This window comes from Streptomyces sp. NPDC037203 (assembly GCF_055605065.1).
On record NZ_JBVJUC010000001.1, the window covers coordinates 686,495 to 708,725 of the forward strand.

Genomic DNA, 22,231 nt, shown 5'->3' on the forward strand with positions numbered 1-22,231 from the left:
TTCCGTGGAACCTCCCGGCGGCGGCTCCGGCGGCCCATCGGCCGGCCCGGCAACGGACAGGGCGGCACGCCGAGTTGGCGCGGCGGCCCCGCCCACCCCGGCGCCGGCGGCCGGGGCGCGGACGGCCGGGTACGGATCCGGGGCTCAGCGGTGGCGCACCAGCGGGAACGGCAGGGTCTCCCGGATCGGGAGGCCGGTGAGGAACATGACGAGCCGGTCGACGCCGAGGCCGAGGCCGCCGGTCGGGGGCATCGCGTAGTCGAGGGCCCGGAGGAAGTCCTCGTCCAGCTCCATGGCCTCCGGGTCCCCGCCGGCCGCCCGCAGCGACTGCTCGGTGAGCCTGCGGCGTTGTTCGACCGGGTCGGTCAACTCGGAGTAGGCGGTGCCCAGTTCCATGCCGAAGGCGACGAGGTCCCAGCGTTCGGCGAGCCGGGGGTCGGCGCGGTGCTGCCGGGTCAGCGGGGAGACGGCGGTCGGGAAGTCCTTGTAGAAGGTGGGCATTCGGGTGCGCGCCTCGACCAGCCGCTCGTACATCTCCAGGACGACGTCGGCGGGTTCGTCGTCCGCCGTGTACGGCACCGAGGCGCGGTCGCACAGCCGGTGCAGGCGCAGCAGTTCGGTGCCGGGGCCGATCTCCTCGCCGAGGGCCTCGGACAGGGCGCCGTACACGGTCTTCACCGGCCAGCGCCCGGAGATGTCGTACTCCTCGGTGCCTCTGCGGGCCACCGGGGCGCCGTGGGCGGCGACGGCGGCGCCCTGGATCAGTTCGCGGGCGAGGTCGAGCATCACGTCGTAGTCGGCGTACGCCTGGTACGCCTCCAGCATGGTGAACTCGGGGTTGTGCTTGGGCGAGGCGCCCTCGTTGCGGAAGGTGCGGCCGAGTTCGAAGACCTTCTCCAGGCCGCCGACGCACAGGCGCTTGAGGTACAGCTCGGGGGCGATGCGCAGATACAGGTCGAGGTCGTAGGCGTTGCTGTGGGTGGTGAAGGGGCGGGCGTTGGCCCCGCCGTGGATCTGCTGGAGCACCGGGGTCTCGACCTCGACGTAGCCGCGGCTCAGCAGCCCCTGGCGCAGGGCTCCCACGGCGGCGGAGCGGGCGCGCAGCACGGCGCGGGCGGCGGGCCGGGTGACCAGGTCGAGGTGGCGCAGCCGGACCCTGGCCTCGGGGTCGGTCAGGCCCCGGCGCTTGTCGGGCAGCGGGCGCAGGCACTTGCCGGTGAGCTGCCAGGCGGTGGCGAAGACGGTGGGCTCGCCCCGGTCGCTGAGGCCGCTCTCACCGGTGACGGTGATGTGGTCGCCGATGTCGGCGTCGGCGGTGAAGCGGCGCAGCGCGGGGCCGCAGCGGTCGCGGGTGAGGGCGATCTGGTGGTCGCCGGACCAGTCGCGCAGCACGGCGAAGACGATGCCGCCGAGGTTTCGGACCAGCATGATCCGCCCGGCGACGGTGACCTGCTCGCCGGGCGGGACGTCGGCGAGGGCGTGGGTCGGCGGGCGGACGCCGACGGGGTAGGGGTCGGTGCCCTCGGCGCGCAGCCGGTCCAGCGTCCGGCGGCGGACGCGGACCTGGTCGGGCAGGCCCGCGTCCGGGGCGGCGGGCGCGGCGGGGGCGGTCGCGGGCGCGAGCTGCGGGGCCGGGGACGCAGGCGGCGGGCCGCTCGCGCGGTGCCCCTTCCCCCACAGGGTGCGCAGGGACGGTACGGAGACGAAGCCCTCGGCGATGCCGGAGGCCAGGCCGATACGGGCGAGGGAGGCGGTCTCGCCGTAGCAGATGAAGCGCGGGTACCACTCGGGGTGGTACTTGGCGTTGGAGCGGTACAGGGCCTCCAGCTGCCACCAGCGGGAGAAGAACAGCAGCAGCCGGCGCCACAGCCGCAGGACGGGCCCGGCGCCGATACGGGCGCCCTCCTCGAAGACCGAGCGGAAGACGGCGAAGTTCAGGGAGATCCTGCGGATACCCAGCTTGGGTGCGACGGCGCACAGTTCGGCGACCATGAACTCCACCACGCCGTTGGGCGCGGCGCGGTCGCGGCGCATCAGGTCCAGGGAGACGCCGTCGGTGCCCCAGGGCACGAAGGAGAGCAGCGCGAGGAGCCTGCGGTCCTCGCCGCAGGCCTCGACGAGCAGGCAGTCGCCGTCGGCGGGGTCGCCGAGCCGGTCCAGGGCCATGGAGAAGCCGCGCTCGGTCTCGGTGTCGCGCCAGGCGTCCGCCTTGTCGACGATCTCCTCCATCTCCCGTTCGCCGAGCGAGGCGTGGCGGCGGACGCGGCAGGTGGCGCCGGTGCGGCGGACCCGGTGCACGGCCTGCCGGGTGACCCGCATGTCCCGGCCGTCCAGGTCGAACCCGGCGACGTGCAGGATCGCCTCGTCGCCGAGTTGGAGGGCGCCGAGCCCGGCGCGGGCGTAGGCGCGGGCGCCGTCCTCCGAGGCGCCCATCACGGCGGGCGCCCAGGCGTAGCGGCGGGCCAGGTCCAGCCAGGCGGCGATGGCGTGCGGCCAGGCCTCCGGGTCGCCGACCGGATCGCCGCTGGCCAGGCACACCCCGGCCTCGACGCGGTAGGTGACGGCGGCCTTGCCGCTGGGCGAGAAGACGACGGCCTTGTCGCGGCGGGTGGCGAAGTAGCCGAGCGAGTCGCGGTCGCCGTACGCCTTGAGCAGGGCGCGGATGCGGGCCTCCTCGTCGCCGTGCAGGGCGGCCTCCAGGCGCTGCGAACGGAACAGCGCGGCGGCGGCGTTGAGCAGGGCGAGGGCGCCGAGCAGACCGAGCACGAAGGTGACCTCGCGGGGCGGGCGCCCGGAGAAGGAGCTGCTGGAGACCAGGCCGCCGCAGACCCGGTCGGCGGCCCAGGCCAGGTGCTCGTCGGCCGGCAGGGTGCCCGGAAACAGCAGGACCAGGCCCCAGCCGAGCAGGATGGCCACGGCGAGCCCGGCGAGCAGGACGGCGAGGGCCCGCCACACGGCGCCGCGGCGGGAGGCGGCGTAGAACTCGCGGCGGGCGGCGAGCAGCAGGACCAGCAGCAGGCCGCACAGGATCAGGGAGGGCAGCGATTGGGCGTACAGGCCGAGGGCGAGGCCGAGCGCGTCGGTGAGGACGAGCAGGCCCAGATAGACGACGACCAGCCACCAGGCGATCCTCTTGCGGGCGGCGGTGGCCCCGGCCAGCAGGAACAGGAAGACCGCGTAGGCGAGGTTGGCGCTGATGGGGACCAGCAGCAGGTCGATGCCCCGGACGAGCGGACGCAGCGCCCGCCGCAACGGCTCGATCAGGGCGATCGCCGCGCACAGCAGTCCCAGCCCGGCGAACAGTCCTCCGAAGGCCTCGGGCATCCATCCAAGCCGCCCACCGCCGTCCGGGGGGTGCGCCCCCGTACCGTCCCTGCGCGCGGCGGGCTCCGCGGTGGCGGTCATGGTTCCGACTGTAGGGAGGGGAGCGGGGGGTGCGCGCGTCGAGCCGCGGTCCCCACGCGTCCTGCCGGTCCACAGGAAGCGGCCGTTCCGATAGCCTCGGGGGGTGACGGAGCAGCACGAAGAGTACGCCCAGCAGTTCGAGCGGGGCACGGACGGCCCGAAGGTGATCCTGGTCGGGGTGGACGGCTCCGACTCCTCGATGCGGGCCGCCGCGTACGCCGGCGGCCTGGCGCGGCGGCAGCACGCGCTGCTCGCGGTGGTGTACGTGCAGCCGGTGCTGGCGGCCGGGGCGGCGCTCGGGGCGCCGGTGATGGAGACCGCCGACGAGATCGCCGAGGATCTGGTGACGCAGATCCGGGAGGCGGCCGAGCGGGTCCGCGGGATATTCGAGGTGCGCTGGGAGTTCCACACCTTCCGCGGCGACCCCTACGCCGGACTGGTGAAGGCCGCCGAGCAGCTGAAGGCGGACGCCGTGGTGGTGGGCGCCTCGGAGCAGGCCGGGCACCGGATCATCGGGTCGGTGGCGGTGCGGCTGGTGAAGGCGGGACGCTGGCCGGTGACGGTCGTTCCGTAGCCTCGCGCGGCTCGCGCAGGAGCAGCAGCGGGGTGGCGAGCAGCAGGATGCCGGCGGCGGCGATGGCGGTGCGCGGGCCGGTGAGGCTCGCCAGCACCCCCCACAGGGCGGTCAGCGCGGCCGTGGTGGCCTTGCCGGAGACCGACCAGGCGGACAGGGTGCGGGCGACCCGGTCGTCGGGGGTGCGCTCCAGGCGGCGGGTGGCGTACACCGGGCTGTAGACGGCCGAGCAGGTGATCACCCCGAATTCCAGGACCATCACCAGCAGCAGACCGGGCGGTCCGGGCCGGACGAAGGCCAGCCCCACGGGCCAGACGACGCGCAGGGCGCTCGCGGCGCGCAGCACGGCCTGCTGTCCGTATCTGGCGACCAGGGGGCGCGCCAGTCGTGCGCCGAGGAGCCCGCCGAGGCAGGGCACGGCGAAGGCGAGGCCGTACTGCCAGGGGGTGAAGCCGAGCGGGCCGAGCATCAGGACGGCCAGCTGGGGTGCGGCGACCATGATCAGGGCGTTGGCGGCGAGGTTGTTCAGGAACAGGGGCCGCAGGGCGGGGCTGGTGAGGATGTGCCGCCAGCCCTCGACGAGATCGGCGGCGCGCAGCCTTCCGGTGCCGGCGCGTGCGGGGCGCGGCTCGCCGTCGCCGACGGCGCGCAGGCCGAGGGCGGACAGCAGGAAGCTCACGGCGTTCGCCAGGACGGTCGTCACGGGTCCGAACAGGCCGATCGCGGCGCCGCCCAGCGGCGGTCCGAGGACGAGGGCGGTCCAGTTCGTGGACTCGAACCGGGCGTTCGCGGTGAGCAGCCGGCCGGCGGGCAGGAGCGTCTTGAGGAAGGCACCCGAGGCAGCGTTGAAGGTGATGTCGGCGGCGGCGACGATCACGGAGACGGCGAGCAGCTGGCCGAGGCCGAGTCCGCCGAGGGCGTAGGCGGCGGGGAGGGTCAGCAGCGCGGCGCAGCGGACGAGATCCATGGTGATCATCACCGGCCGCTTGCGCCGGAACTCCACCCAGGGGCCGAGCGGCACCGCCAGTACGGCGCCCACGGCGGGCCCGGTCGCGGCGAGCAGGGCCACCTCGGCGGGCCCGGCGTGCAGCGCGATGACGGCGATCACCGAGAACGCGTCGAAGGCGAGATAGGTGCCGAGCGCGCTCACCGTGTACGCGGCCCACAGCCACCCGAACCGCCGACCCAGCTTCATGCACAACCTCCCGTTGACCGGGGGACATGAAAACCACCAGGTGGGCCGCGTAGCAAACAACCGCGGCGATGCACGTCACAACCAGAGGTTGTACGGCGTCGGGCGGTGGCTACGATGACGGGGTGGACCTCAAGGCCGTACGCACCTTCGTCGCCGTGGCCGACACCGGGCAGTTCCAGGAGGCGTCGGCCGTCCTCGGCATCACCCAGCAGGCCGTGTCCAAGCGGATCGCGGCGCTGGAGAAGGAGCTGGGGGTACGGCTGTTCGCGCGGACGGCGCGCGGGGCGCGGCCGACCATCGACGGGCAGGCGTTCCTGCCGCACGCCCGTAAGCTGCTGCTGGCCGAGGAGCGTGCCGCGGCCTCGGTGCGTCCTGGCCGGCGGGCGCTGCGCGTCGACGTGGTCGGGGCCCGGCTCGGCCCGGCGGGACTGCTGCGCGATTTCCACCGGGCGCATCCGGAGACGGCCCTGGACGTGGTCACCCTGTTCGACGCGGACACGGCCGTGGCCGCCGTCCGCGCGGGCACCATCGACGCGACCTTCCGCGCGGTCGGCACCCGGCTGCCCGAGGGGTTGCGGGCGGCGCGGGTCTTCGACGAGCCGGTGCAGCTGCTGACCGGCCCGCGGCATCCGCTCGCCGGGGCCCGCTCGGTGACCCCGGCGCGGCTGGCGGGGCACCGGATCTGGATGCCGGGCCTGGTGGCCGGCACCGAGTGGGCCGCCTATTACGCGGCGCTGGCCGCAGAGTTCGGGCTCAGCATCGACTCGGTGGGCCCCGACTTCGGCTCGGAGGCGCTGCTCGACACCATCGCGGACTCCGCGTCGCTGGCCACCCTGGTCGCCGAGGGCATCCGGCTGGTCTGGCCGCAGGGCCACGATCTGCGGCGGATCCCGCTCACCGACCCGACGCCGGTCTATCCGCACTCCCTGGTGTGGCAGGCGGCGAACGCGCATCCGGGGCTCGCGGCGCTGCGCGCCCATCTCGCCGAGCGGCCGCTCACCCGCCCGTCCTCGCGTGCGTGGACCCCGGCCTGGGCCGTGCGTGGCGCCTTCCCAGCACGGCGCCCCTGAGCCATCATGATCCGCCGTCAGCCGTTTGCCGTCGGCGAAGAGGTGAGGCGTATGGCAAGACTCCGCGCGGGTGAGGGCATTCTCCGCCGCAAACCCATCGAGCACATCGAGGACACGGAGGTCGGCGAGGGGCCCCGGCTGGAGCGGTCCCTCGGGCTGTGGCAGCTCACCGCGATCGGCGTCGGCGGCATCATCGGCGCCGGGATCTTCACCCTCGCCGGTACGGTCGCCAACGGCACGGCCGGGCCCGCGGTGCTGGTGTCCTTCCTGATCGCGGGGGCGGCGAGCGCGTGCGCGGCGCTGTCGTACGCCGAGTTCGCGGGGCTGATCCCGAAGGCGGGCTCGGCGTACACCTACGGCTACGCGGTGCTCGGCGAGTTCGCGGGCTGGTTCATCGGCTGGGACCTGCTCCTGGAGTACACGGCGATCGTGGCGGTGGTCGCGATCGGCATCTCCGGCTACTTCGGCTTCCTGGTCGAACAGATGGGCGCGAAGCTGCCGCACTGGATGATGGGCGCGCCCGGCACCGGCGCCGGGCACCGGGTGGACCTGTTCGCGGTGCTGCTGTGCCTGCTGATCGCCTGGCTGCTCAACCTCGGCATCCGCAGCGCGGCCCGCTTCGAGACGATCGTGGTCGCGGTGAAGGTGCTGGTGGTGCTGCTGGTCATCGGGGTGGGTGTGTTCCACATCGACAAGGCGAACTACCACCCGTTCTTCCCCTACGGGATCGGCGGCGCCTTCACGGGCGCGGCCACGGTGTTCTTCGCGGTGTTCGGCTACGACGCGATGTCGACGGCCGCCGAGGAGTCGAAGGACGCGCAGCGGCACATGCCGAGGGCGATCATCTACTCGCTGATCATCGCCATGGTGCTGTACGTGGCGGCCTGCCTGGTGCTGACCGGCATGCAGAACTACAAGGACATCGACAAGGAGAGCGGGTTCAGCACGGCGTTCAAGTCGGTGGGCCTCGACGCTCTCGCGGACGTGATCGCGGTGGGCGCCATCATCGGCATCCTCACCGTGATGTTCACGTTCATGCTGGGCGTGACCCGTGTGTGGTTCTCGATGTCGCGGGACGGACTGCTGCCCCGCTGGTTCGCCAAAACGCATCCGACGCGGCACGTGCCGACCCGGGTGACCTGGATCGTCGGGGCGGCCTCCGCGCTCATCGCCGGGTTCCTGCCGATCGGCGAGGCCGCCGAGCTGACCAACATCGGGATCCTGCTGGCGTTCGTGGTGGTCTGCGTGGCGGTGATCGTGCTGCGCAGGCGGCGCCCGGACCTGCCGCGCGCCTTCCGCACGCCGTGGGTGCCGTTCGTGCCCGCGCTGGGTGTCGTCTTCTCGGTCTGGCTGATCACCTTCCTCCAGTGGCAGACCTGGGTGCGGTTCGCGGTGTGGTTCGCGCTCGGCTGCCTGGTCTACTTCACCTACTCCTACAAGCGTTCGGCGCTGGCCGAGCGGCCCACCGGCTGATCACTCCCCCATGACCAGGCCGTCGTTCGCGGCGCCCCGGCTGAGCACCACCTCCCGGATCCGGTCGCGGACCCCGGCGAGGTCGGCCCCGCCGGCGACGGCCCGGTCCACGTCGACGACGCGTCCGGCGTCGAGGTCGTACATCTGCGGCACGAACTCGGCCCGCGTCACCCGCCAGCGCTCGCCGGGGCGCGCGGGCGGGGCGAAGGTGAAGCGGGCGAGGGTGGACTCGTTGCCGCGCGGGTCGCGGGAGCCGTCGCCGCCGTCCAGTTCACCGGAGATCTGGTCGCCGAGGCCGTAGACCACCCAGGTGCCGTTGACCTTCTCGTACGGCTGCGGGACATGGGTGTGGGAGCCGAGGATCAGGTCGATGTCCGGGCGCCGGCCATCGGCGGAGGCGGTCAGCCTGCGGGCGAGGTCGGTCTGGTCCTCGGTGGGGGCGTCGTCGCCGCCCGCGCCCCAGTGCAGGGAGACGACGACCACGTCGGCGCCGGCCTTGCGGGCGGCGCGGGCGTCGGCGGTGATCCGGCCGGCGTCGACCGGCGCGAGCGCCCAGGGCTGCCCGTCCGGCAGCGGCTGTTCGGTGCCGAGGGTGTACGACAGCTGCGCGACCTCGGCGGAACCGGCCCAGTACAGGGCCGGGCGCCGGGACTCGTCCGCGCTGCGGGCGGTGCCGGTATGCCTGAGTCCGGCCGCGTCCAGGGTGTCCAGAGTTCCCCGGATGCCGTCGGCGCCGTTGTCCAGGGCGTGTTCGGAGGCGGTGGCGCAGCCGTCGTAGCCGGTCAGGGCGAGGTCCTGGGCGAGCTGCGGCGGGAACAGCGGGGCCGCTCCGCCGGCGCCGTCCTCCAGGTGGCACAGCGCCAGATCCGCGCCGTGCACGAGGGGTTCGACGCCAAAGAGCATGGGCCGGAAGTCGTAACCGCCGCCAGAGGCGTCCGAGGAGGCGCGTTCGAGGACGGCCGGGTGGGTGAGGATGTCGCCGGTGGCGACGAGGGTGAAGCCGCGCGCCGCGGGCGGCCCGGCGGCGCCGCCGCGGACGGGGTCCTCGCGGACCTGCTGGGCGCAGGCGGCCGCCGCCGTGAGGACGGCGGTCAGGGCCAGGGCCACCTGGTGTCTGCGTCCGATCATCGGCTCACCCCTCGGGATCTGCGTCGGTACGTCAGTACGGCTGTCGTATTTACCGACCTTGCCGTGACGGGCCTATGGGTATGAAGCCGACTCTCCGTCCAAACGGTGCGGGTCCTCTCATTGACCCATCCGGTGCACCCGACGGGTCACCGGTGCGGCCGGATCGCCCTCCCGCGCGGGCGGCTGTGAAGACTCTCACGCCCCGCCACCGTGACGCGCTGGTCCTCGCGTACACCCGCGGGGCCGGTGGGGCACGAGCGGCGCGCGGCCTGGCCATTCCGGCCGGTACCGTGAGGTCTCCGGGCGTACGACGCGCTCCGCGCCCCCGGCCGAGAGCCGCCGGATGACGCGGCCGACCTGGATCGAAACCGAGGGCCAGGTCAAACCTCGGCAAAGCGCCTTGCTGTGGGCCTCGTTGGGCAATGGGCTGTCCTCATCCGTGTTCCGGGCGAGGGCGGGTCACCGGGGATCGGGCGACCGTACGCACCGGAGGAAGGGCAGGAAGGAAATGCCGCACACAGGTCACGAGGGCACCGACGGCGCGGACGGCGTCGGCGGTGGTGAACTGGTCGTCCCCATGGCGTGGTTGTACGCCGAGTACATCGCCGACGAGCTGCTGCGCACCGGCGATCTGATGCCGCCGACGTCCTTCGAGTTCCGGGCGGGCCGGGACGCGCTGGCGCTGACCGTCTTCCTGTCCGACAGCGAGGGGGAACTGTCCGGCATCCGGGTGATCTCCCAGCTGGACAACTGGCTGTCGCTGACCGCCTGCGACCATCCGTGGCAGGACTGGGTACGCGCCCGCATGGCCGACCTGACCGCGCGGGCCGCCGGTGTTCCGTCACCCGATCTGGCCCTCGCCCAGGATGCCTGGCGCTGGCTGGAGGAGACCGAACTGCTGGCCACCGACCTGGACGCGGTACCGGGCCGCATCGCGCCGTCCGAGGAGGAGGACGGCCCGAAGGTGTGGACCCCGGCGTGGCAACTGGGTCTTCCGCTCGGCCACTTGGCGATCCATCTGTTCTGAGGCCGGGGGCGCGGCCGCTGCTTTCGGGACCGGCCGCCCGGCCCCTCACTTCAGCAGGCGGGACAGTCTGCGGTCCGCGAGGGGCTTGCCGCCGGTCTGGCAGGTGGGGCAGTACTGAAGCGAGGAGTCGCTGAAGGAGACCTCGCGGATGGTGTCGCCGCAGACCGGGCAGGGTTCGCCGGTGCGGCCATGGACGCGCAGGCCACTCTTCTTCTCGGACTTCAGGCGCCCCGCCGCCACGCCCCGCGACCGCTCGACCGCCTCGGTCAGCGTGCCGCGCAGCGCCTCGTACAGGTGGTGGGTCTCCTCCGGGGTGAGGGAGGCGGCGAGCTTGAAGGGGGACATCTTCGCCGCGTGCAGGATCTCGTCGCTGTAGGCGTTGCCGACGCCCGCGATCAGGGACTGGTCCCGCAGGGCGCCCTTGAGCTGCCGTCGCTCGCCCTTGAGAAGCGCGGCGAAGCGTGCCTCGTCGAAGTCGGCGGCCAGCGGGTCGGGGCCGAGGCGGGCGATGCCGGGCACCTGCGCCGGATCGCGGACCACGTACACCGCGAGGCGCTTTTGCGTGCCGGCCTCGGTGAGGTCGAAGCCCTCGCCGGTCTCCAGCGCCACCCGCAGCGCGAGCGGGCCCTTGCCCGGCTTGGGCGGCCCGTCCGGCAGCCGGTCCCTCCACTGGAGCCAGCCGCCGCGCGCCAGATGCGTCACCAGGTGCAGCCCGCCGTCCGCCGCGAGGTCGAGGAACTTGCCGTGCCTGCGCACGCCGGTGAAGCGGGCGCCTTCGAGGGCGGTGACGGGAGGGTCGTACGTCTTCAGCACGCTGACGGCGACCGGCAGCACCCGCGCCACCCGCAGGCCCACCAGGTGCTCGGTGAGGAAATCGGTCAGCGCTTCCACCTCGGGCAGTTCCGGCATACGTCCAGAGTGCCACCCGGCACCGACAGCGCCCCCCGGCTCACCCGTGCGGCCCGCACCCACGCCGGTCCGTGCCCGCTCAGCCGCCGTCCAGCCGGAACTCGCACCACACCGCCTTGCCGCCGCCGCGCGCCTCCACGCCCCAGTCGTCGGCCAGCATGTCCACCAGCAGCAGGCCCCGCCCGGACACCACCTCCTCCCCCGCGTCCCGGCGCCGGGGCAGGGCGCTGGAGGAGTCCTCCACCTCGATCCGCAGCCGGCGCCCGGCACCGACGAGGGACCGCAGGGTGACGATCGCCGCGCCCTCGGTGTGCACCAGGACATTGGTCATCAGCTCGTCGGCGGCCAGCTCGATCTCGTCGGCACGCTCGCCCGCGCCCCACGCCCGCACCGCCGCGCGGATCATGTGCCGCGCCTGGACGAGGGCCTCCGGATCACCGGGCGCCACATGCTGCTGGAGCCGGCCGCAGGCCCGCGCGGTCTCCGGCTCCCGGCGGCGCAGCAGGAGCAGGGCCACGTCGTCCTCGCCGCCGCGCTCCTCGGCCATCCGGATCAGCCGGTCGGCGAGGTCGTCCACGTCCTCGGGGGCGCCGCAGACCTGATCCACGAGACCGCGCATGCCGTCGTCCAGATCGGCGCCGGGCTGCTCGACCAGGCCGTCGGTGCACAGCAACAGGGTGTCGCCCGGATCGAGTTCGAGGGTGGAGACGGGATACTCCAGGTCGCCGAACTCGGCCGAGAGCCCGAGTGGCAGGCCGCCCTCCACCTGGACGCGCCGGCAGCCTCCGGGTTCGCGCAGCAGCGGGTCGATGTGCCCGGCCCGCACCATCTGCATCACCCCCGTGGACAGGTCGGCCTCGGCGTACAGGCAGGTGGCGAAGCGGTCGGTGTCCAGTTCGTGCAGGAAGACCGAGGCGCGGGCCATCACGGCGGCCGGGGTGTGCCCCTCGGCGGCGTAGGCGCGCAGCACGATCCGCAGCTGGCCCATCACGGCCGCCGCGTGGGTGTCATGGCCCTGGACGTCGCCGATCACCGCGCCGACCCGGCCGCCGGGCAGCGGGATCACGTCGTACCAGTCGCCGCCGATGTCCCGGCCGAGTGCGGCCGAACGGTAGCGCACGGCGATGTCGGCACCCGGCACGCTGGGGATGGTGCGCGGCAGCATGGCCTGCTGGAGTCCCTGGGCCAGGTCCTTCTGCTGCTCGTAGAACATCGCCCGCTGGAGGCTCTGCGCGATGCTGCCGCCGAGCGCGACGAGGACGCCGCGCTCCTCGTCGGAGAAGCCGCGCCGGTCGCTGTAGAGCAGGCCCATCGCGCCGATCGGGCGGCCCTGGGCGATGAGCGGCAGATAGGCGGCCGAGGCGATGTCCAGATGGGTGATCTGCGCCCACAGGAGCGGATACTCCTCGGCGAACTCCTCCGGCGTCTCCACGAACCTCGGGCTCAGCGTCCGCACCACCTCGCTCATGGGGTACGGCTCGTCGATCCGGTTCACCTGGCTGGCGGGTACGAAGCTGCCGGGCGGCGCCTCCGCGACGAGCCGGATGCGGCCGGCCTCCACCAGGGCCATCACGAAGCTGGCCGCGCCCAGGCGGCGGATGCCGTGGGTGTCCTTGAGCACGTCGATGACGTCCTGCACGGTGCGGGCGTGGGCGAGGGCCGCGGAGACGACCTGGACGATGTTGGTCTGCTGCCGGAAGGCCAGCTCCTGCGCCGCGCGCATGCCGCGGGAGGTGCTGTCGGCGAGTTCCTCGGTGGCGTCGCGCACGAGGCCGACGACCCGGCGGGGCCGGCCGGAGTCGTCGCGGTGGATGTAGCCCTGGGCGTGGGTCCAGCGGGGGGTGCCGTCGCGGCAGCGGATGCGGAAGTACGCGCCGAAGTTCTCGCCGCCGTCCTTGATGACCCGGGCCACCAGCGCGTCGAGCCGGGCCGCCTCGGTCCGGGACATCCGCAGGACCAGGGATTCGGGGCGTCCGTCGAACTCCTCGGGCAGCAGGTCGAACACCTTGTGCGCCCGGGCGTCCAGGTGGAGCAGGCCCTTGTCCAGGTCCCAGTCGAAGGTGCCCATGTGGTTGAGCGCCAGGATCGGGTCCGGCTGGGCGGGCCAGTCCTCCGGGAGTGACAGGGCACTCGCTCCCCGATCAGCCATGGAGCCACCTTGCCAGGATTCGCCGGATTCTTCGACCGGTCGGGACCACGGCCCGCCCCCGGTCAGCCGCCGAGCATGTCGACGGGGGCGGGGGCGGCTTGGTCGGCGGTACGGCGGGCCGCGGGGGTGTCCGTGACGTCGGGCGCGCCGATCTCGTCGGGGGCCTGGGGCGCGGGGGGCGCGACGAGCAGGGGCGGGTCCCAGAGGGACGCGTCGGGGGGCTGGGCGAGGGGGTCGCGGAGGGAGGGGGCGGTGGAGGGGGTGGGCATGGGAGGTGAGGCGGTGGGGGCCGAGGAGTCCGGCGGGGCCGCGGGGAGCACGGCCCGGGGCGCGGAGGAGGCGGGGACGGCCGTGCTCCGGTCGGGGGCCGCGGTCGTGCCGCGCGCACTGGCCGTCCGGGTGCTGTGGGCGGACGTGGCCGGGGCGCTGGACACGGCGGCCGCGCGGGTGCCGCGCGTGGCCGCGCGGGGCGTGCGGGACGCGTCGGCGGTCCGGGTCCCGGTCCCACGCGGTGCACCGGACGCATCCGCCGTCCGAGGCCCGGCCCCGGCCGCACGCGGAGAGGCGGACACGGGGGCCGTACGGGTGCCGTGGACGGCCGCACCGGGAGCACTGGACGCGGCGGCCACCCCGGTCCGGCCCACGGCCGTACCCGGAGCCGCGGACGCCCCGAGCCTCCCGGACCCGCGCCCGCCCGTACCCGGCGTACCCGAGGTCGCGGGCGCGGCGGACACCCTGTGGCCCTCGGTGGAAGTGCCCGCAGTGGTGGGTGGATCGGCTGCCCGGTTGCCGGTCCCGGTCCTCGCGTCGGGCGCCGGGGGCGCCCCTCCGTCCGGCACGTGTGCCCCGTGTTCGGCGGTGGCGGGGTGCGGGCCGGCGTCCGGTTTGTCGCCGGGGTGGGCGGCCGTGCTCCGTTGCGCGGTCCGTGGGCCGCGCTCCCGCTGTCCCGTGCCGGTCCCGTCGGCGCGCGTACGACGGTCGTCCGCCCGGTCCCCGTGTCCTGCCTCCCGCCCGTCGTCGCGCCCCCGCCGCGGTGCCGCACGCCCGGTGTCGATGAGCGCTCCCCCGATCTGGCCCGTCGCCGTGCCCGACTGGCTTGCCCGTGGGCTGGGGCCCCCGGTGTCCGGCCGGGGCGAGGGCGGCAGGCCGGCGTGTCCCGGATCGGGGGGCGAGGTGGCGGAGACGGGCGGCGGGGCCACAAGGCGGTCGCGGCGGACGTCGGGCCCGATCCGGCGCTGGATCCAGGTGTTCGTCCCGGCGTCCAGCAGAGTGAGGCTGGACATCGCCCGCGGCGCCGGGGTCACCACGATGACCTGCGCCGGCCGGTAGCCCGACCAGCCGGTGCCGCGCGCGCCGACCCCGCCGCGGGCCTCCTCGGGCGGGCGCAGCGGGTTGCCGCAGGCGCACCGCACCCGCGGCACGCCCCGGTTGTCGACCAGCACCGCGGTGCCGGCCTGGAGCACGGCCTGGTACCCGTTCGTCCGCCCGTCGCGGTAGCCGTAGGTGGTGACGCGGGTGTCGGCGCGCAGCAGGACCGGCGTCAGGGAGCGCAGATAGCCGGGCAGATCCGTCCGGGGGGCATCGGCCACACGGGCGAACGCCTCCCCGCGGGCGGGGTCCCCGGTCAGCCCGCCGATCTGCCGTTCGACATCGCAGTCGGCGACGCGGACCCGGCCGCCGTACAGGCCGGGGATGCCGCCGGACAGGACGCGGGCCGCCGACAGGGGGGCCACGGCGAGACCCGCGGGCGGCGCGCTGACGTCGGCGGTGCGCACGGTGCCGGACGGCCGGGGCGTGCCGATGCCCGTGCGGCCGGTCGCCGTGGAGGCGGTGAAGGGGCTGGGTCCCTGCTCGGCGGCGGGCTGGAGGAAGACCTCCTCGCCCAGTTGGGCTTCTTTGACGGCGGCGCCCGCACACCCGGTGAGGAGCAGCGCCACCGACAGCAGCACGCAGGCCATGACCATGGATCCGGTGGGTATGCGCACCGTGCACTCCGCATCACTGTGGGTGAATTATCCCTATTATTTGCGTTGCCCCCGTTTCGCTGGCAACTCGGGGGGATCGGCACGAGGGAGACGAGCGGTCGTGGACTGGTTCACCGCACCCGACTACTGGCTGAGCCGGCTGGTCCTCCAGCGGGCGCTGGCCGCCGTGTACCTCGTGGCGTTCCTCGCGGCCGCCCTCCAGTTCCGGGCGCTGCTGGGCGAGCGCGGCATGCTGCCGATCCCGCGTTACCTGGCGCGGGTCCGCTTCCGGCGGGCGCCGAGCCTGTTCCAGCTGCACTACTCCGACCGGTTCTTCTCGGCCATGGCGTGGACGGGGTGCGCGGTCTCGGTGGCGCTGCTCGCCGGGGCGGACGCGCTGCTGCCGCTGTGGGCGGCGATCGTGCTGTGGCTGGTGCCGTGGGCGCTGTACCTGTCGATCGTGAACGTGGGCCAGAGCTGGTACGCGTTCGGCTGGGAGTCGCTGTTGCTGGAGACCGGTTTCCTCGCCGCCTTCCTCGGCAACGACGAGGTGGCGCCGCCGGTGCTGGTGCTGTTCCTGCTGCGCTGGATCCTGTTCCGGGTGGAGTTCGGCGCCGGGCTGATCAAGCTGCGCGGCGACGCGTGCTGGCGCAAGCTGACCTGCCTCTACTACCACCACGAGACCCAGCCGATGCCGGGCCCGCTGAGCTGGTTCTTCCACCATCTGCCCAAGCCGCTGCACCGGGTGGAGGTCGCCGCCAACCATGTCACCCAACTCGTGGTGCCGTTCCTGCTGTTCACCCCGCAGCCGATCGCCTCGGCGGCCGCCGCGCTGATGATCGTGACCCAGCTGTGGTTGGTGCTCTCCGGCAACTTCTCCTGGCTGAACTGGATCACCATCGTGCTGGCGGTCTCCGCGCTGCGGCTCCCGGCGGCGGCGCCGTCCCTGCCGTCGGCGCCCCTGTGGTACGAGATCGCGGTGTTCGCGCTGGCCGCGCTGCTGCTGTTCCTCAGCTACCGCCCGGTGGTGAACATGGTCTCCCGGCGCCAGGTGATGAACCGCTCCTTCGATCCGCTCCATCTGGTCAACACCTACGGCGCGTTCGGCAGTGTCAGCCGGGTGCGCTACGAGGTGGTCGTGGAGGGCACCTTGGACGAGGTGGCGCGGGAGGACTCGGACTGGCGGGAGTACGAGTTCAAGGGGAAGCCGGGACAACCCCGCCGCTGGCCGCGCCAGTTCGCGCCGTACCATCTGCGCCTGGACTGGCTGATGTGGTTCGCCGCGCTGTCGCCCGCGTACGCCGGGGAGTGGTTCGGCGGCCTGGTGGAACGCCTCCTGGAGAACGACCGCGCCACCCTGCGCCTGCTGCGCCGCTCCCCCTTCCCGCCCGAGACCCCGCCCCGCTACGTGCGCGCCCGCCTCTTCCGCTACCGCTACACCAGCTGGCGGGAGCTGCGGGAGACGGGGGCGTGCTGGGACCGGACGTTCGTGCGCGAGTACCTGCCGCCGACCCGGCTGGCGGCGTCGGCGAAGAGTTGAGGGGAAGCCGGCCGTCAGGGTGGGCCGGGCCCGGCCGACGGCCGCCGGACCCTCGACGTAGCGGGCTCGGCGGGGCACAGTTCTCCCTGCCCCTTGTGCGTACCGGCGAGTAGCCGACGAGTGACCGAAGGAGTGCCGTGGGGAACTGGGCCGGGCGGAGCGCCGCCGACATAGCCGCCGCCGTGCGGGAGAAGCGGGTGACGCCACGGGAGGTGGTGGCGGAGCACCTGGCGCGGATCGAGCGGTACGACGGGCGGATCGAGGCGTTCCGCACCGTCCGGGCGCGAGCGGCGCTCGCCGAGGCGGACGAGGTGGGCTCGCGCGCCGAGTCGGGCGGACTGCCGCTCGCGGGCGTGCCGGTGGCGGTGAAGGACAACCTCGCGGTGCGCGGTGAGGCCCACCGCGACGGCTCCACCGCGACCCCGGACGCCCCGGCGGCCGAGGACCATGTCACGGTGGCGCGGCTGCGGGCGGCGGGCGCGGTGGTCGTGGGCCTGACGAACGTGCCCGAACTGTGCGTCTTCGGCACCACCGAGGGTCCGTACGGCGCCTCGCGCAACCCCTGGGACACCACGCGCACGGCGGGCGGTTCCTCCGGGGGCAGCGCCGCCGCCGTGGCCGCGGGGTTCGTGCCGCTCGCGCTCGGCAACGACGGCATGGGCTCGCTGCGCATCCCGGCGGCCAACTGCGGCCTGGTCACCCTGAAGCCGGGGTCCGGGGTGGTGCCGGCGGGGATCGGCAACGGGGACTGGTTCGGCATGTCGGAGAACGGCCCGCTGGCCACCACCGTCGGGGATCTGCGGCTGATGCTGGGCGTCCTGGCCGGCCGGGGCTTCGCGCCCGCCGCCGAGCCCGCGCGGCACACGATCGCCGTGGCCCTGCGCAATCCGCTGCCCGTGGCGGGCGTCGGCCGGCCGTATGCGGGCGCGGTCCGGCTGGCGGCGGGGGCGCTGGCGCGGGCGGGCCACCGGGTGCGCCGGGCGGAACCGCCGTACCCCCTGACGATGGGTGTGAGCGCGCTCAAGCACTGGACGGCGGGTACGGCGGTGGACGCCGAGGGCCTGGACGCGGCGCGGCTGGCCCGGCGCACCCGTGTGCACGCGGCGATCGGACGGCGCTTCGTCGGGCCGGTCCGCACCGGCGCCGAACGGGAGCGGCTGCGGGCCCGGCTGACCCCCTTCCTCACCGAGCACGACGTGCTGCTCACCCCCGCGCTGGCCCGCCGCTCCCCCGCCGCCGGGCCCTGGCACGAACGCGGCTGGCTGCGCAACGTCCTCGCCAACGCGGCGTACTCGCCCTTCACCCCGCCCTGGAACCTGACCGGCTGGCCCGCGATGTCCGTTCCCGTCGGCACCCTCCCCTCGGGCGCCCCCGCCGCCGTGCAGCTGGTGGGCCGGCCCGGCACGGAGGCCGTGCTGCTGGAACTGGCGGAGGAACTGGAGCGCTCGCTCCCCTGGCGCCGTACGGCACCGCTGGGCGCCTGACGCACCACGGCGGTGCCCGGCGCGGGCACCGCCGTCCGCTCTCGGGAGCGGGGGTCAGTCCACGCTCGGCAGGATGTGGGGTTCGGCGAGGTCCTCCTCGTAGCCCGCGAGGCGGATGGGGGCGGAGCGGGCCCACACGTCGAGGCTGCCGAGTTCTCCGGGCCGGCGGCCCGGACGCTCCGGGTACTCTTCGGGGCGTTGCTCGCGTTTCGTCTTCTCCGGTGTCACCGCGCACTCCTTATGTGTCGGGTCACCCTCGGGGCGTACCGGACAATCTGCGCTCCGGCGCTCGCCGCCCGCTCGGGTCTGGATGGAAGGCCAGTTCGGGCGCGGTGGCGCCGGTACTTCGAATGGAGCGGGCCGATGATCGCCGGCACGCCCCGAACGGGACGAAACGGGTGTGGGTAGGGCCCCTTTTCGCTGTCCGTCCACTCCAGATTAACCAAATGAGCGGACTGCCGCTCGATAGGTAGTGCAAACAAGGGGTAACTATCGCGTTTCGATGAGCAACCCAACACCGTCCAATATGCAGCTATACATAACAAACCGCCTCGCGGAGACGCCGGTCGACAGCCGGTGGATATCACCCGTTCGGTCTATGCCGCGCAGGCCACGGCGCAGTTCAGATGCCGTTGGCCGGGCCGCAAGCTCCCCATGGTCTGCTTGGCGCCCGACACGGCCCGGACGGGGAAGGACGGACGCATGGAGCTGCGCAGCGTCGAGGAGCTGATGGACCTGCTGCACGCCGCGCGGCCCCAGCACGCGCTGCGGACCGCCGCACTGCTGCGCCGCGGCCGCCCGGCCGACAAGGAACTCCAGGTGGCGGGGCTGGTCCAGGGGATCGGACCGCTGCTCGCGCCGGGCGACGAGGCGGACGCGGCCCACCGCGCCGCCGCGGCGGTGCGGCCGCTGCTCTGGGAACGGGTGTACCGGCTGGTGCGCGGGGACGCGGACGCCGGGGACGACGGCCCGCGGCTGCGCCTGGCCCGTGAGGAGGGCCGCGCCGCGGGCTTCGACGCCGGGGTGCTGGAGGACTGGCGCACGGTCCTGGAACTGGTCGCCGCCCGCCACTGCCGGCTCGACGCGGTCGACTGACCTGCGGGGCGGGCCCCGGAGGTCAGCGCGGGACGCGGGTCACCACTTGCCGGGCGCGTAGTCCTTGAGGAAGACGCCGTACACGTCGTCGCCCTCCTCGCCGCGCACGATCGGGTCGTAGACGCGGGCCGCGCCGTCGACCAGGTCGAGGGGCGCGTGAAAGCCTGCCTCGGCCAGGCGCAGCTTGTCGTAGTGCGGGCGCTCGTCGGTGATCCAGCCGGTGTCCACGGAGGTCATCAGGATGCCGTCGGTGTCGAACATCTCCTGGGCGCTGGTCCGCGTCACCATGTTCATGGCCGCCTTCGCCGCGTTGGTGTTCGGGTGCCCGGCGCCCTTGTAACCGCGGCTGAACACCCCTTCCATCGCCGAGACGTTGACGACGTACGACCGTCCGCGCGCCGCCTTGCGGGCCGCGTCGGCCATCGCCGGGCGGAGCTTGCTGATCAGGATGAAGGGCGCCGTGTAGTTGCACAGCTGGGTCTCCAGCAGCTCCACCGGGGAGATCTGCTCGATGGACTGCACCCAGGTGTTGGTGTCCACGACGTCCGGGACGAGGCCGCCCGCGTCGATCGCGGTGCCGTCCAGGTGCCGGGCGACACTGGCGTTGCCCGCGACCAGCGCGAGGTCGGCGACCTGCTGCGCGTCCAGGCCCGGCCGCGCCTCCAGCGCGCCGGCGCCGGTGGGCAGCGCGGCGATGCCGTCCACGGCACCGGAGTTGAAGGCGCCGATCACCTCGTGGGCGGGCAGCTCACCGGCGGGCAGCGGAGCGCTCTCGCCCTCGACCAGCGCGGCGTACGCCGAGGGCAGCCGGCGCACCGTCTGCGTCGCGTTGTTGATCAGGATGTCGAGCGGGCCCGCCTCGGCGACCCGCTCGGCCAGGGCCACCGCCTGCGCCGGGTCGCGCAGGTCGATGCCGACGACCTCCAGGCGGTGCAGCCAGTCCGCGGAGTCCTCCATCGCCTTGAAGCGGCGGATGGCGTCCTTGGGGAACCGGGTGGTGATGGTCGTGTGCGCGCCGTCCCGCAGCAGCCGCAGCGCGATGTACATGCCGATCTTGGCGCGGCCGCCGGTGAGCAGGGCGCGCTTGCCGGTGAGGTCGGCGCGGGCGTCCCGCTTGGCCCGGTTCAGGGCGGCGCACTGGGGGCAGAGCTGGTGGTAGAAGTAGTCGACCTCGACGTAGCGGCTCTTGCAGGTGTAGCAGGAGCGCGGGCGCTGGAGTATGCCCGCAATACGGCCGGGCTCGACCTTCGAGGAGGGCAGGATGCCCTCGGTCTCGTCGTCGATGCGCTCGGCGGAACCGGTGGCCGTGGCCTCGGTGACCGCCCGGTCGTGCGCGGTCTTGGCGGCCCGGCGCTCCTGGCGGCGGCGCTGCTTGACCGTCCGGTAGATGTGCGAGGTGGCCCGGCGCACCCGGATCGCGTCGGGGTGGTCGACATCGATGGTGTCGAGCTCCTCCAGCACGCTGAGGCAGACGGCCAGGCGCTCGGGATCGATCCCCGGACCGTGGACGACCTCTTCCGCGGCCATGGGTTCGGTGGCCCTGGGGCCGTCTTCTGTCACCGTCATCGCGCTGCCGTTTCCCTGATCCCGCGCAGCGCTCCGATTCGCGCCACCTTTCGAACGCGGAATTTTACGGAGCGGCGGCCCCGTGAGCCAAACCCGAGTGGATCACGTACGGCCCGCCGTGACCCCGGATGCCCCACGGGTACCGCCAGTCCCATGAAAACGGCTCCCGCGCCGTGACGGTCAGCACACGCAGGCCGCCAGCAGCGCCGCCACCTCCGCCGACACCGCGTGCGCGAACCGGTCGAGGTCCGGGACCGCCGCCGCGTCCGCGACCAGGCCGTAGTGCACCCGCCCGCGGTACGTCGAGATCGCGACCGCCAGCGACTGGCCGGGCGCGAGCGGGGCCAGCGGATAGACCTCGGTCAGCTGGTGGCCGCCGAGCCGCAGCCCTACGCCGGGCAGCGGCACGCTGGTGACCAGGATGTCGAACCACAGCCGCGCGGCCTGCCCGACGAGCGGTCCGCCGAGCCGGTGGCCCAGCGCGGGCACATGGTCGGCGAGCAGTGCGACCGCGCCGGCGCCCCGGTCGGGGCCCGCGTCCTTGTTGCGGACCATCGCGGTGCGCACGGCGGCGAGCCGGCCGAGCGGATCGGGCTCGTCCACGGGGAGCCGTATCAGATAGCCGGAGAGCCGGTTGCCGGGTGGCTGGGCGGTGCGCGGGCGGCGCCGGGAGACGGGGATCAGGGCGCGCGGCGCGACCCCCGTGCTGCCGTCCCCGCGTTCGTCGAGCCAGCGGCGCAGCGCCCCGGCGACGACCGCGATGAGGACGTCGTTGACGGTGCCGCCGGCCGTCTTGCGCACCCGGTGCACATCGTCGATGTCCAGGACGACACCGGCGGTGCGGCGGGTACCGCTGGGCGGGGAGGCGAGCGCGGTGCTGGGGCGCATCCGCAGGGTGGACAGGGCGAGCGAGGCGCCGATGTCCAGGGCCCGGCCCACCTCCGAGAAGGCGCCCCTGACCAGGCCGGGGAGCAGTCCGGGCAGCTCGCGTACGTCCGGCAGGGCGCTGCGGGGCGGCTCGGCGGGGCGCGGCGGCCGCTCGGGCATGTCCATCGGGTCGAGGACGCCCGCGGCGAGCTTGAGCGCGCGCAGCCCGTCGGCGAGGGCGTGGTGGAACTTGAACAGCACGGCGAAGGAGACTCCGTCCTCGCCGGGCAGCACATGCGCCTCCCAGGGCGGCCGGTCGCGCTCCAGCGGACGCTCCATCAGCCGTCCGGCGGCCGCGTGGAAGTCGCCGGTCGGGGCGTGCAGCCGTACGTGGTTCAGCGGGTCGAAGTCCGGGTCCGCCTCGCGGGCGGCGCCGCCGAAGGCGAGCGGTCCCCAGACGTCGCGGATGCGCAGGCGGAGTCCGGGGACGGCGGCGGCGCGGGCCGCGAGCAGGTCGGCGGCGTGGGCGCCGGCGGTGGGCGAGTGCGCGGCGAAGACACCGAGCGCGCCCAGGTGCATCGGGTGCCGGTCGGACTCGATGTTCCAGAAGGCCAGGTCGAGGGGAGCGAGCAGATCGGAGGTCACGGGCTTGCCTCGCGCGTCTCGGCGGAAGGGAACCTCAGTCAATCCCCGTGGGCCGATTACGGTCAAGTTCGATCGATATACGCTCAGTTAACAAAGGATAAAGTCCCGCCCCGCCGAACGGGGCGGGACTCAGGAGACAG

General features: G+C 74.0%; 16 protein-coding genes. 7 read left to right on the forward strand and 9 right to left on the reverse strand.

Features of this window, described 5'->3' with window-relative positions; translation table 11 throughout:
* Positions 1–144: 144 nt before the first annotated feature.
* Positions 145–3,405: a bifunctional lysylphosphatidylglycerol synthetase/lysine--tRNA ligase LysX gene (gene lysX, locus ACZ7EC_RS02900; protein WP_471056914.1), complete on the reverse strand. Its 3,261-nt coding sequence runs from the start codon at positions 3,403–3,405 to the stop codon at positions 145–147.
* A gap of 103 nt (positions 3,406–3,508) precedes the next feature.
* On the opposite strand from lysX, the gene ACZ7EC_RS02905 reads away from it, so the two are divergent.
* Positions 3,509–3,979 carry a universal stress protein gene (locus ACZ7EC_RS02905; protein ID WP_471056918.1) on the forward strand — a complete coding sequence of 157 codons (471 nt, stop codon included), beginning with the start codon at positions 3,509–3,511 and terminating at the stop codon, positions 3,977–3,979.
* Here the strand turns inward: ACZ7EC_RS02905 and ACZ7EC_RS02910 are convergent.
* Positions 3,915–5,174: an MFS transporter gene (locus ACZ7EC_RS02910; RefSeq protein ID WP_471056921.1), complete on the reverse strand. Its 1,260-nt coding sequence runs from the start codon at positions 5,172–5,174 to the stop codon at positions 3,915–3,917. The two genes, ACZ7EC_RS02905 and ACZ7EC_RS02910, sit on opposite strands and share 65 nt — an antisense overlap.
* Positions 5,175–5,296: 122 nt before the next feature.
* Here ACZ7EC_RS02910 and ACZ7EC_RS02915 point away from each other — a divergent pair, with 122 nt between their 5' ends.
* Together ACZ7EC_RS02915 and ACZ7EC_RS02920 are read left to right on the forward strand one after the other, a co-directional pair.
* The gene (locus ACZ7EC_RS02915) at positions 5,297–6,244 is read left to right on the forward strand and encodes a LysR family transcriptional regulator (protein ID WP_471056924.1); all 948 of its coding nucleotides are present in this window, start codon (positions 5,297–5,299) and stop codon (positions 6,242–6,244) included.
* Positions 6,245–6,295: 51 nt separating this feature from the next.
* Entirely contained in the window at positions 6,296–7,717 is a 1,422-nt protein-coding gene (locus ACZ7EC_RS02920; RefSeq protein WP_471056927.1) for an amino acid permease, read from the forward strand.
* Here ACZ7EC_RS02920 and ACZ7EC_RS02925 read toward each other — a convergent pair whose 3' ends face one another.
* Complete coding sequence (locus ACZ7EC_RS02925) at positions 7,718–8,845, reverse strand: CapA family protein (RefSeq protein WP_471056930.1); 1,128 nt, start codon at positions 8,843–8,845, stop codon at positions 7,718–7,720.
* A 508-nt stretch (positions 8,846–9,353) separates the two neighbouring features.
* On the opposite strand from ACZ7EC_RS02925, the gene ACZ7EC_RS02930 reads away from it, so the two are divergent.
* Positions 9,354–9,872 (forward strand): hypothetical protein, encoded by a 519-nt coding sequence (locus ACZ7EC_RS02930; protein WP_471056933.1) that lies wholly within the window; start codon positions 9,354–9,356, stop codon positions 9,870–9,872.
* Between the two features lie 45 nt (positions 9,873–9,917).
* Here ACZ7EC_RS02930 and ACZ7EC_RS02935 read toward each other — a convergent pair whose 3' ends face one another.
* From ACZ7EC_RS02935 to ACZ7EC_RS02945, 3 genes are all read right to left on the reverse strand, one after another.
* Complete coding sequence (locus ACZ7EC_RS02935; RefSeq protein ID WP_471056936.1) at positions 9,918–10,781, reverse strand: Fpg/Nei family DNA glycosylase; 864 nt, start codon at positions 10,779–10,781, stop codon at positions 9,918–9,920.
* A gap of 79 nt (positions 10,782–10,860) precedes the next feature.
* Complete coding sequence (locus ACZ7EC_RS02940; protein ID WP_471056939.1) at positions 10,861–12,930, reverse strand: SpoIIE family protein phosphatase; 2,070 nt, start codon at positions 12,928–12,930, stop codon at positions 10,861–10,863.
* A 62-nt stretch (positions 12,931–12,992) separates the two neighbouring features.
* On the reverse strand, positions 12,993–14,915 hold the full coding sequence (locus ACZ7EC_RS02945; protein WP_471056942.1) for a DUF6777 domain-containing protein: 1,923 nt from the start codon (positions 14,913–14,915) through the stop codon (positions 12,993–12,995).
* 100 nt (positions 14,916–15,015) lie between these two features.
* Here ACZ7EC_RS02945 and ACZ7EC_RS02950 point away from each other — a divergent pair, with 100 nt between their 5' ends.
* Positions 15,016–16,434 (forward strand): lipase maturation factor family protein, encoded by a 1,419-nt coding sequence (locus ACZ7EC_RS02950; protein WP_471056945.1) that lies wholly within the window; start codon positions 15,016–15,018, stop codon positions 16,432–16,434.
* 137 nt (positions 16,435–16,571) lie between these two features.
* Positions 16,572–17,918, forward strand: coding sequence for an amidase (locus ACZ7EC_RS02955; RefSeq protein WP_471056948.1), 1,347 nt, complete (start codon positions 16,572–16,574; stop codon positions 17,916–17,918).
* A 54-nt stretch (positions 17,919–17,972) separates the two neighbouring features.
* On the opposite strand, the gene ACZ7EC_RS02960 is transcribed toward ACZ7EC_RS02955, so the two are convergent.
* Positions 17,973–18,146 carry a hypothetical protein gene (locus ACZ7EC_RS02960; RefSeq protein ID WP_471056951.1) on the reverse strand — a complete coding sequence of 58 codons (174 nt, stop codon included), beginning with the start codon at positions 18,144–18,146 and terminating at the stop codon, positions 17,973–17,975.
* Positions 18,147–18,620: 474 nt separating this feature from the next.
* Here ACZ7EC_RS02960 and ACZ7EC_RS02965 point away from each other — a divergent pair, with 474 nt between their 5' ends.
* Positions 18,621–19,013 (forward strand): hypothetical protein, encoded by a 393-nt coding sequence (locus ACZ7EC_RS02965; RefSeq protein ID WP_471056954.1) that lies wholly within the window; start codon positions 18,621–18,623, stop codon positions 19,011–19,013.
* A gap of 39 nt (positions 19,014–19,052) precedes the next feature.
* On the opposite strand, the gene ACZ7EC_RS02970 is transcribed toward ACZ7EC_RS02965, so the two are convergent.
* Positions 19,053–20,579: an SDR family NAD(P)-dependent oxidoreductase gene (locus tag ACZ7EC_RS02970; RefSeq protein WP_471056958.1), complete on the reverse strand. Its 1,527-nt coding sequence runs from the start codon at positions 20,577–20,579 to the stop codon at positions 19,053–19,055.
* 180 nt (positions 20,580–20,759) lie between these two features.
* Positions 20,760–22,091: a wax ester/triacylglycerol synthase family O-acyltransferase gene (locus ACZ7EC_RS02975; protein ID WP_471056961.1), complete on the reverse strand. Its 1,332-nt coding sequence runs from the start codon at positions 22,089–22,091 to the stop codon at positions 20,760–20,762.
* Between the last annotated feature and the right edge of the window lie 140 nt (positions 22,092–22,231).

Coding starts and splice junctions, on each gene's coding strand:
- lysX (WP_471056914.1), bottom strand. CDS start 3,405: ATGACCGCCACCGCGGAGCCCGCCGCGCGCAGGGACGGTACGGGGGCG.
- ACZ7EC_RS02910 (WP_471056921.1), bottom strand. CDS start 5,174: ATGAAGCTGGGTCGGCGGTTCGGGTGGCTGTGGGCCGCGTACACGGTG.
- ACZ7EC_RS02920 (WP_471056927.1), top strand. CDS start 6,296: ATGGCAAGACTCCGCGCGGGTGAGGGCATTCTCCGCCGCAAACCCATC.
- ACZ7EC_RS02925 (WP_471056930.1), bottom strand. CDS start 8,845: ATGATCGGACGCAGACACCAGGTGGCCCTGGCCCTGACCGCCGTCCTC.
- ACZ7EC_RS02930 (WP_471056933.1), top strand. CDS start 9,354: ATGCCGCACACAGGTCACGAGGGCACCGACGGCGCGGACGGCGTCGGC.
- ACZ7EC_RS02935 (WP_471056936.1), bottom strand. CDS start 10,781: ATGCCGGAACTGCCCGAGGTGGAAGCGCTGACCGATTTCCTCACCGAG.
- ACZ7EC_RS02940 (WP_471056939.1), bottom strand. CDS start 12,930: ATGGCTGATCGGGGAGCGAGTGCCCTGTCACTCCCGGAGGACTGGCCC.
- ACZ7EC_RS02965 (WP_471056954.1), top strand. CDS start 18,621: ATGGAGCTGCGCAGCGTCGAGGAGCTGATGGACCTGCTGCACGCCGCG.
- ACZ7EC_RS02970 (WP_471056958.1), bottom strand. CDS start 20,579: ATGACGGTGACAGAAGACGGCCCCAGGGCCACCGAACCCATGGCCGCG.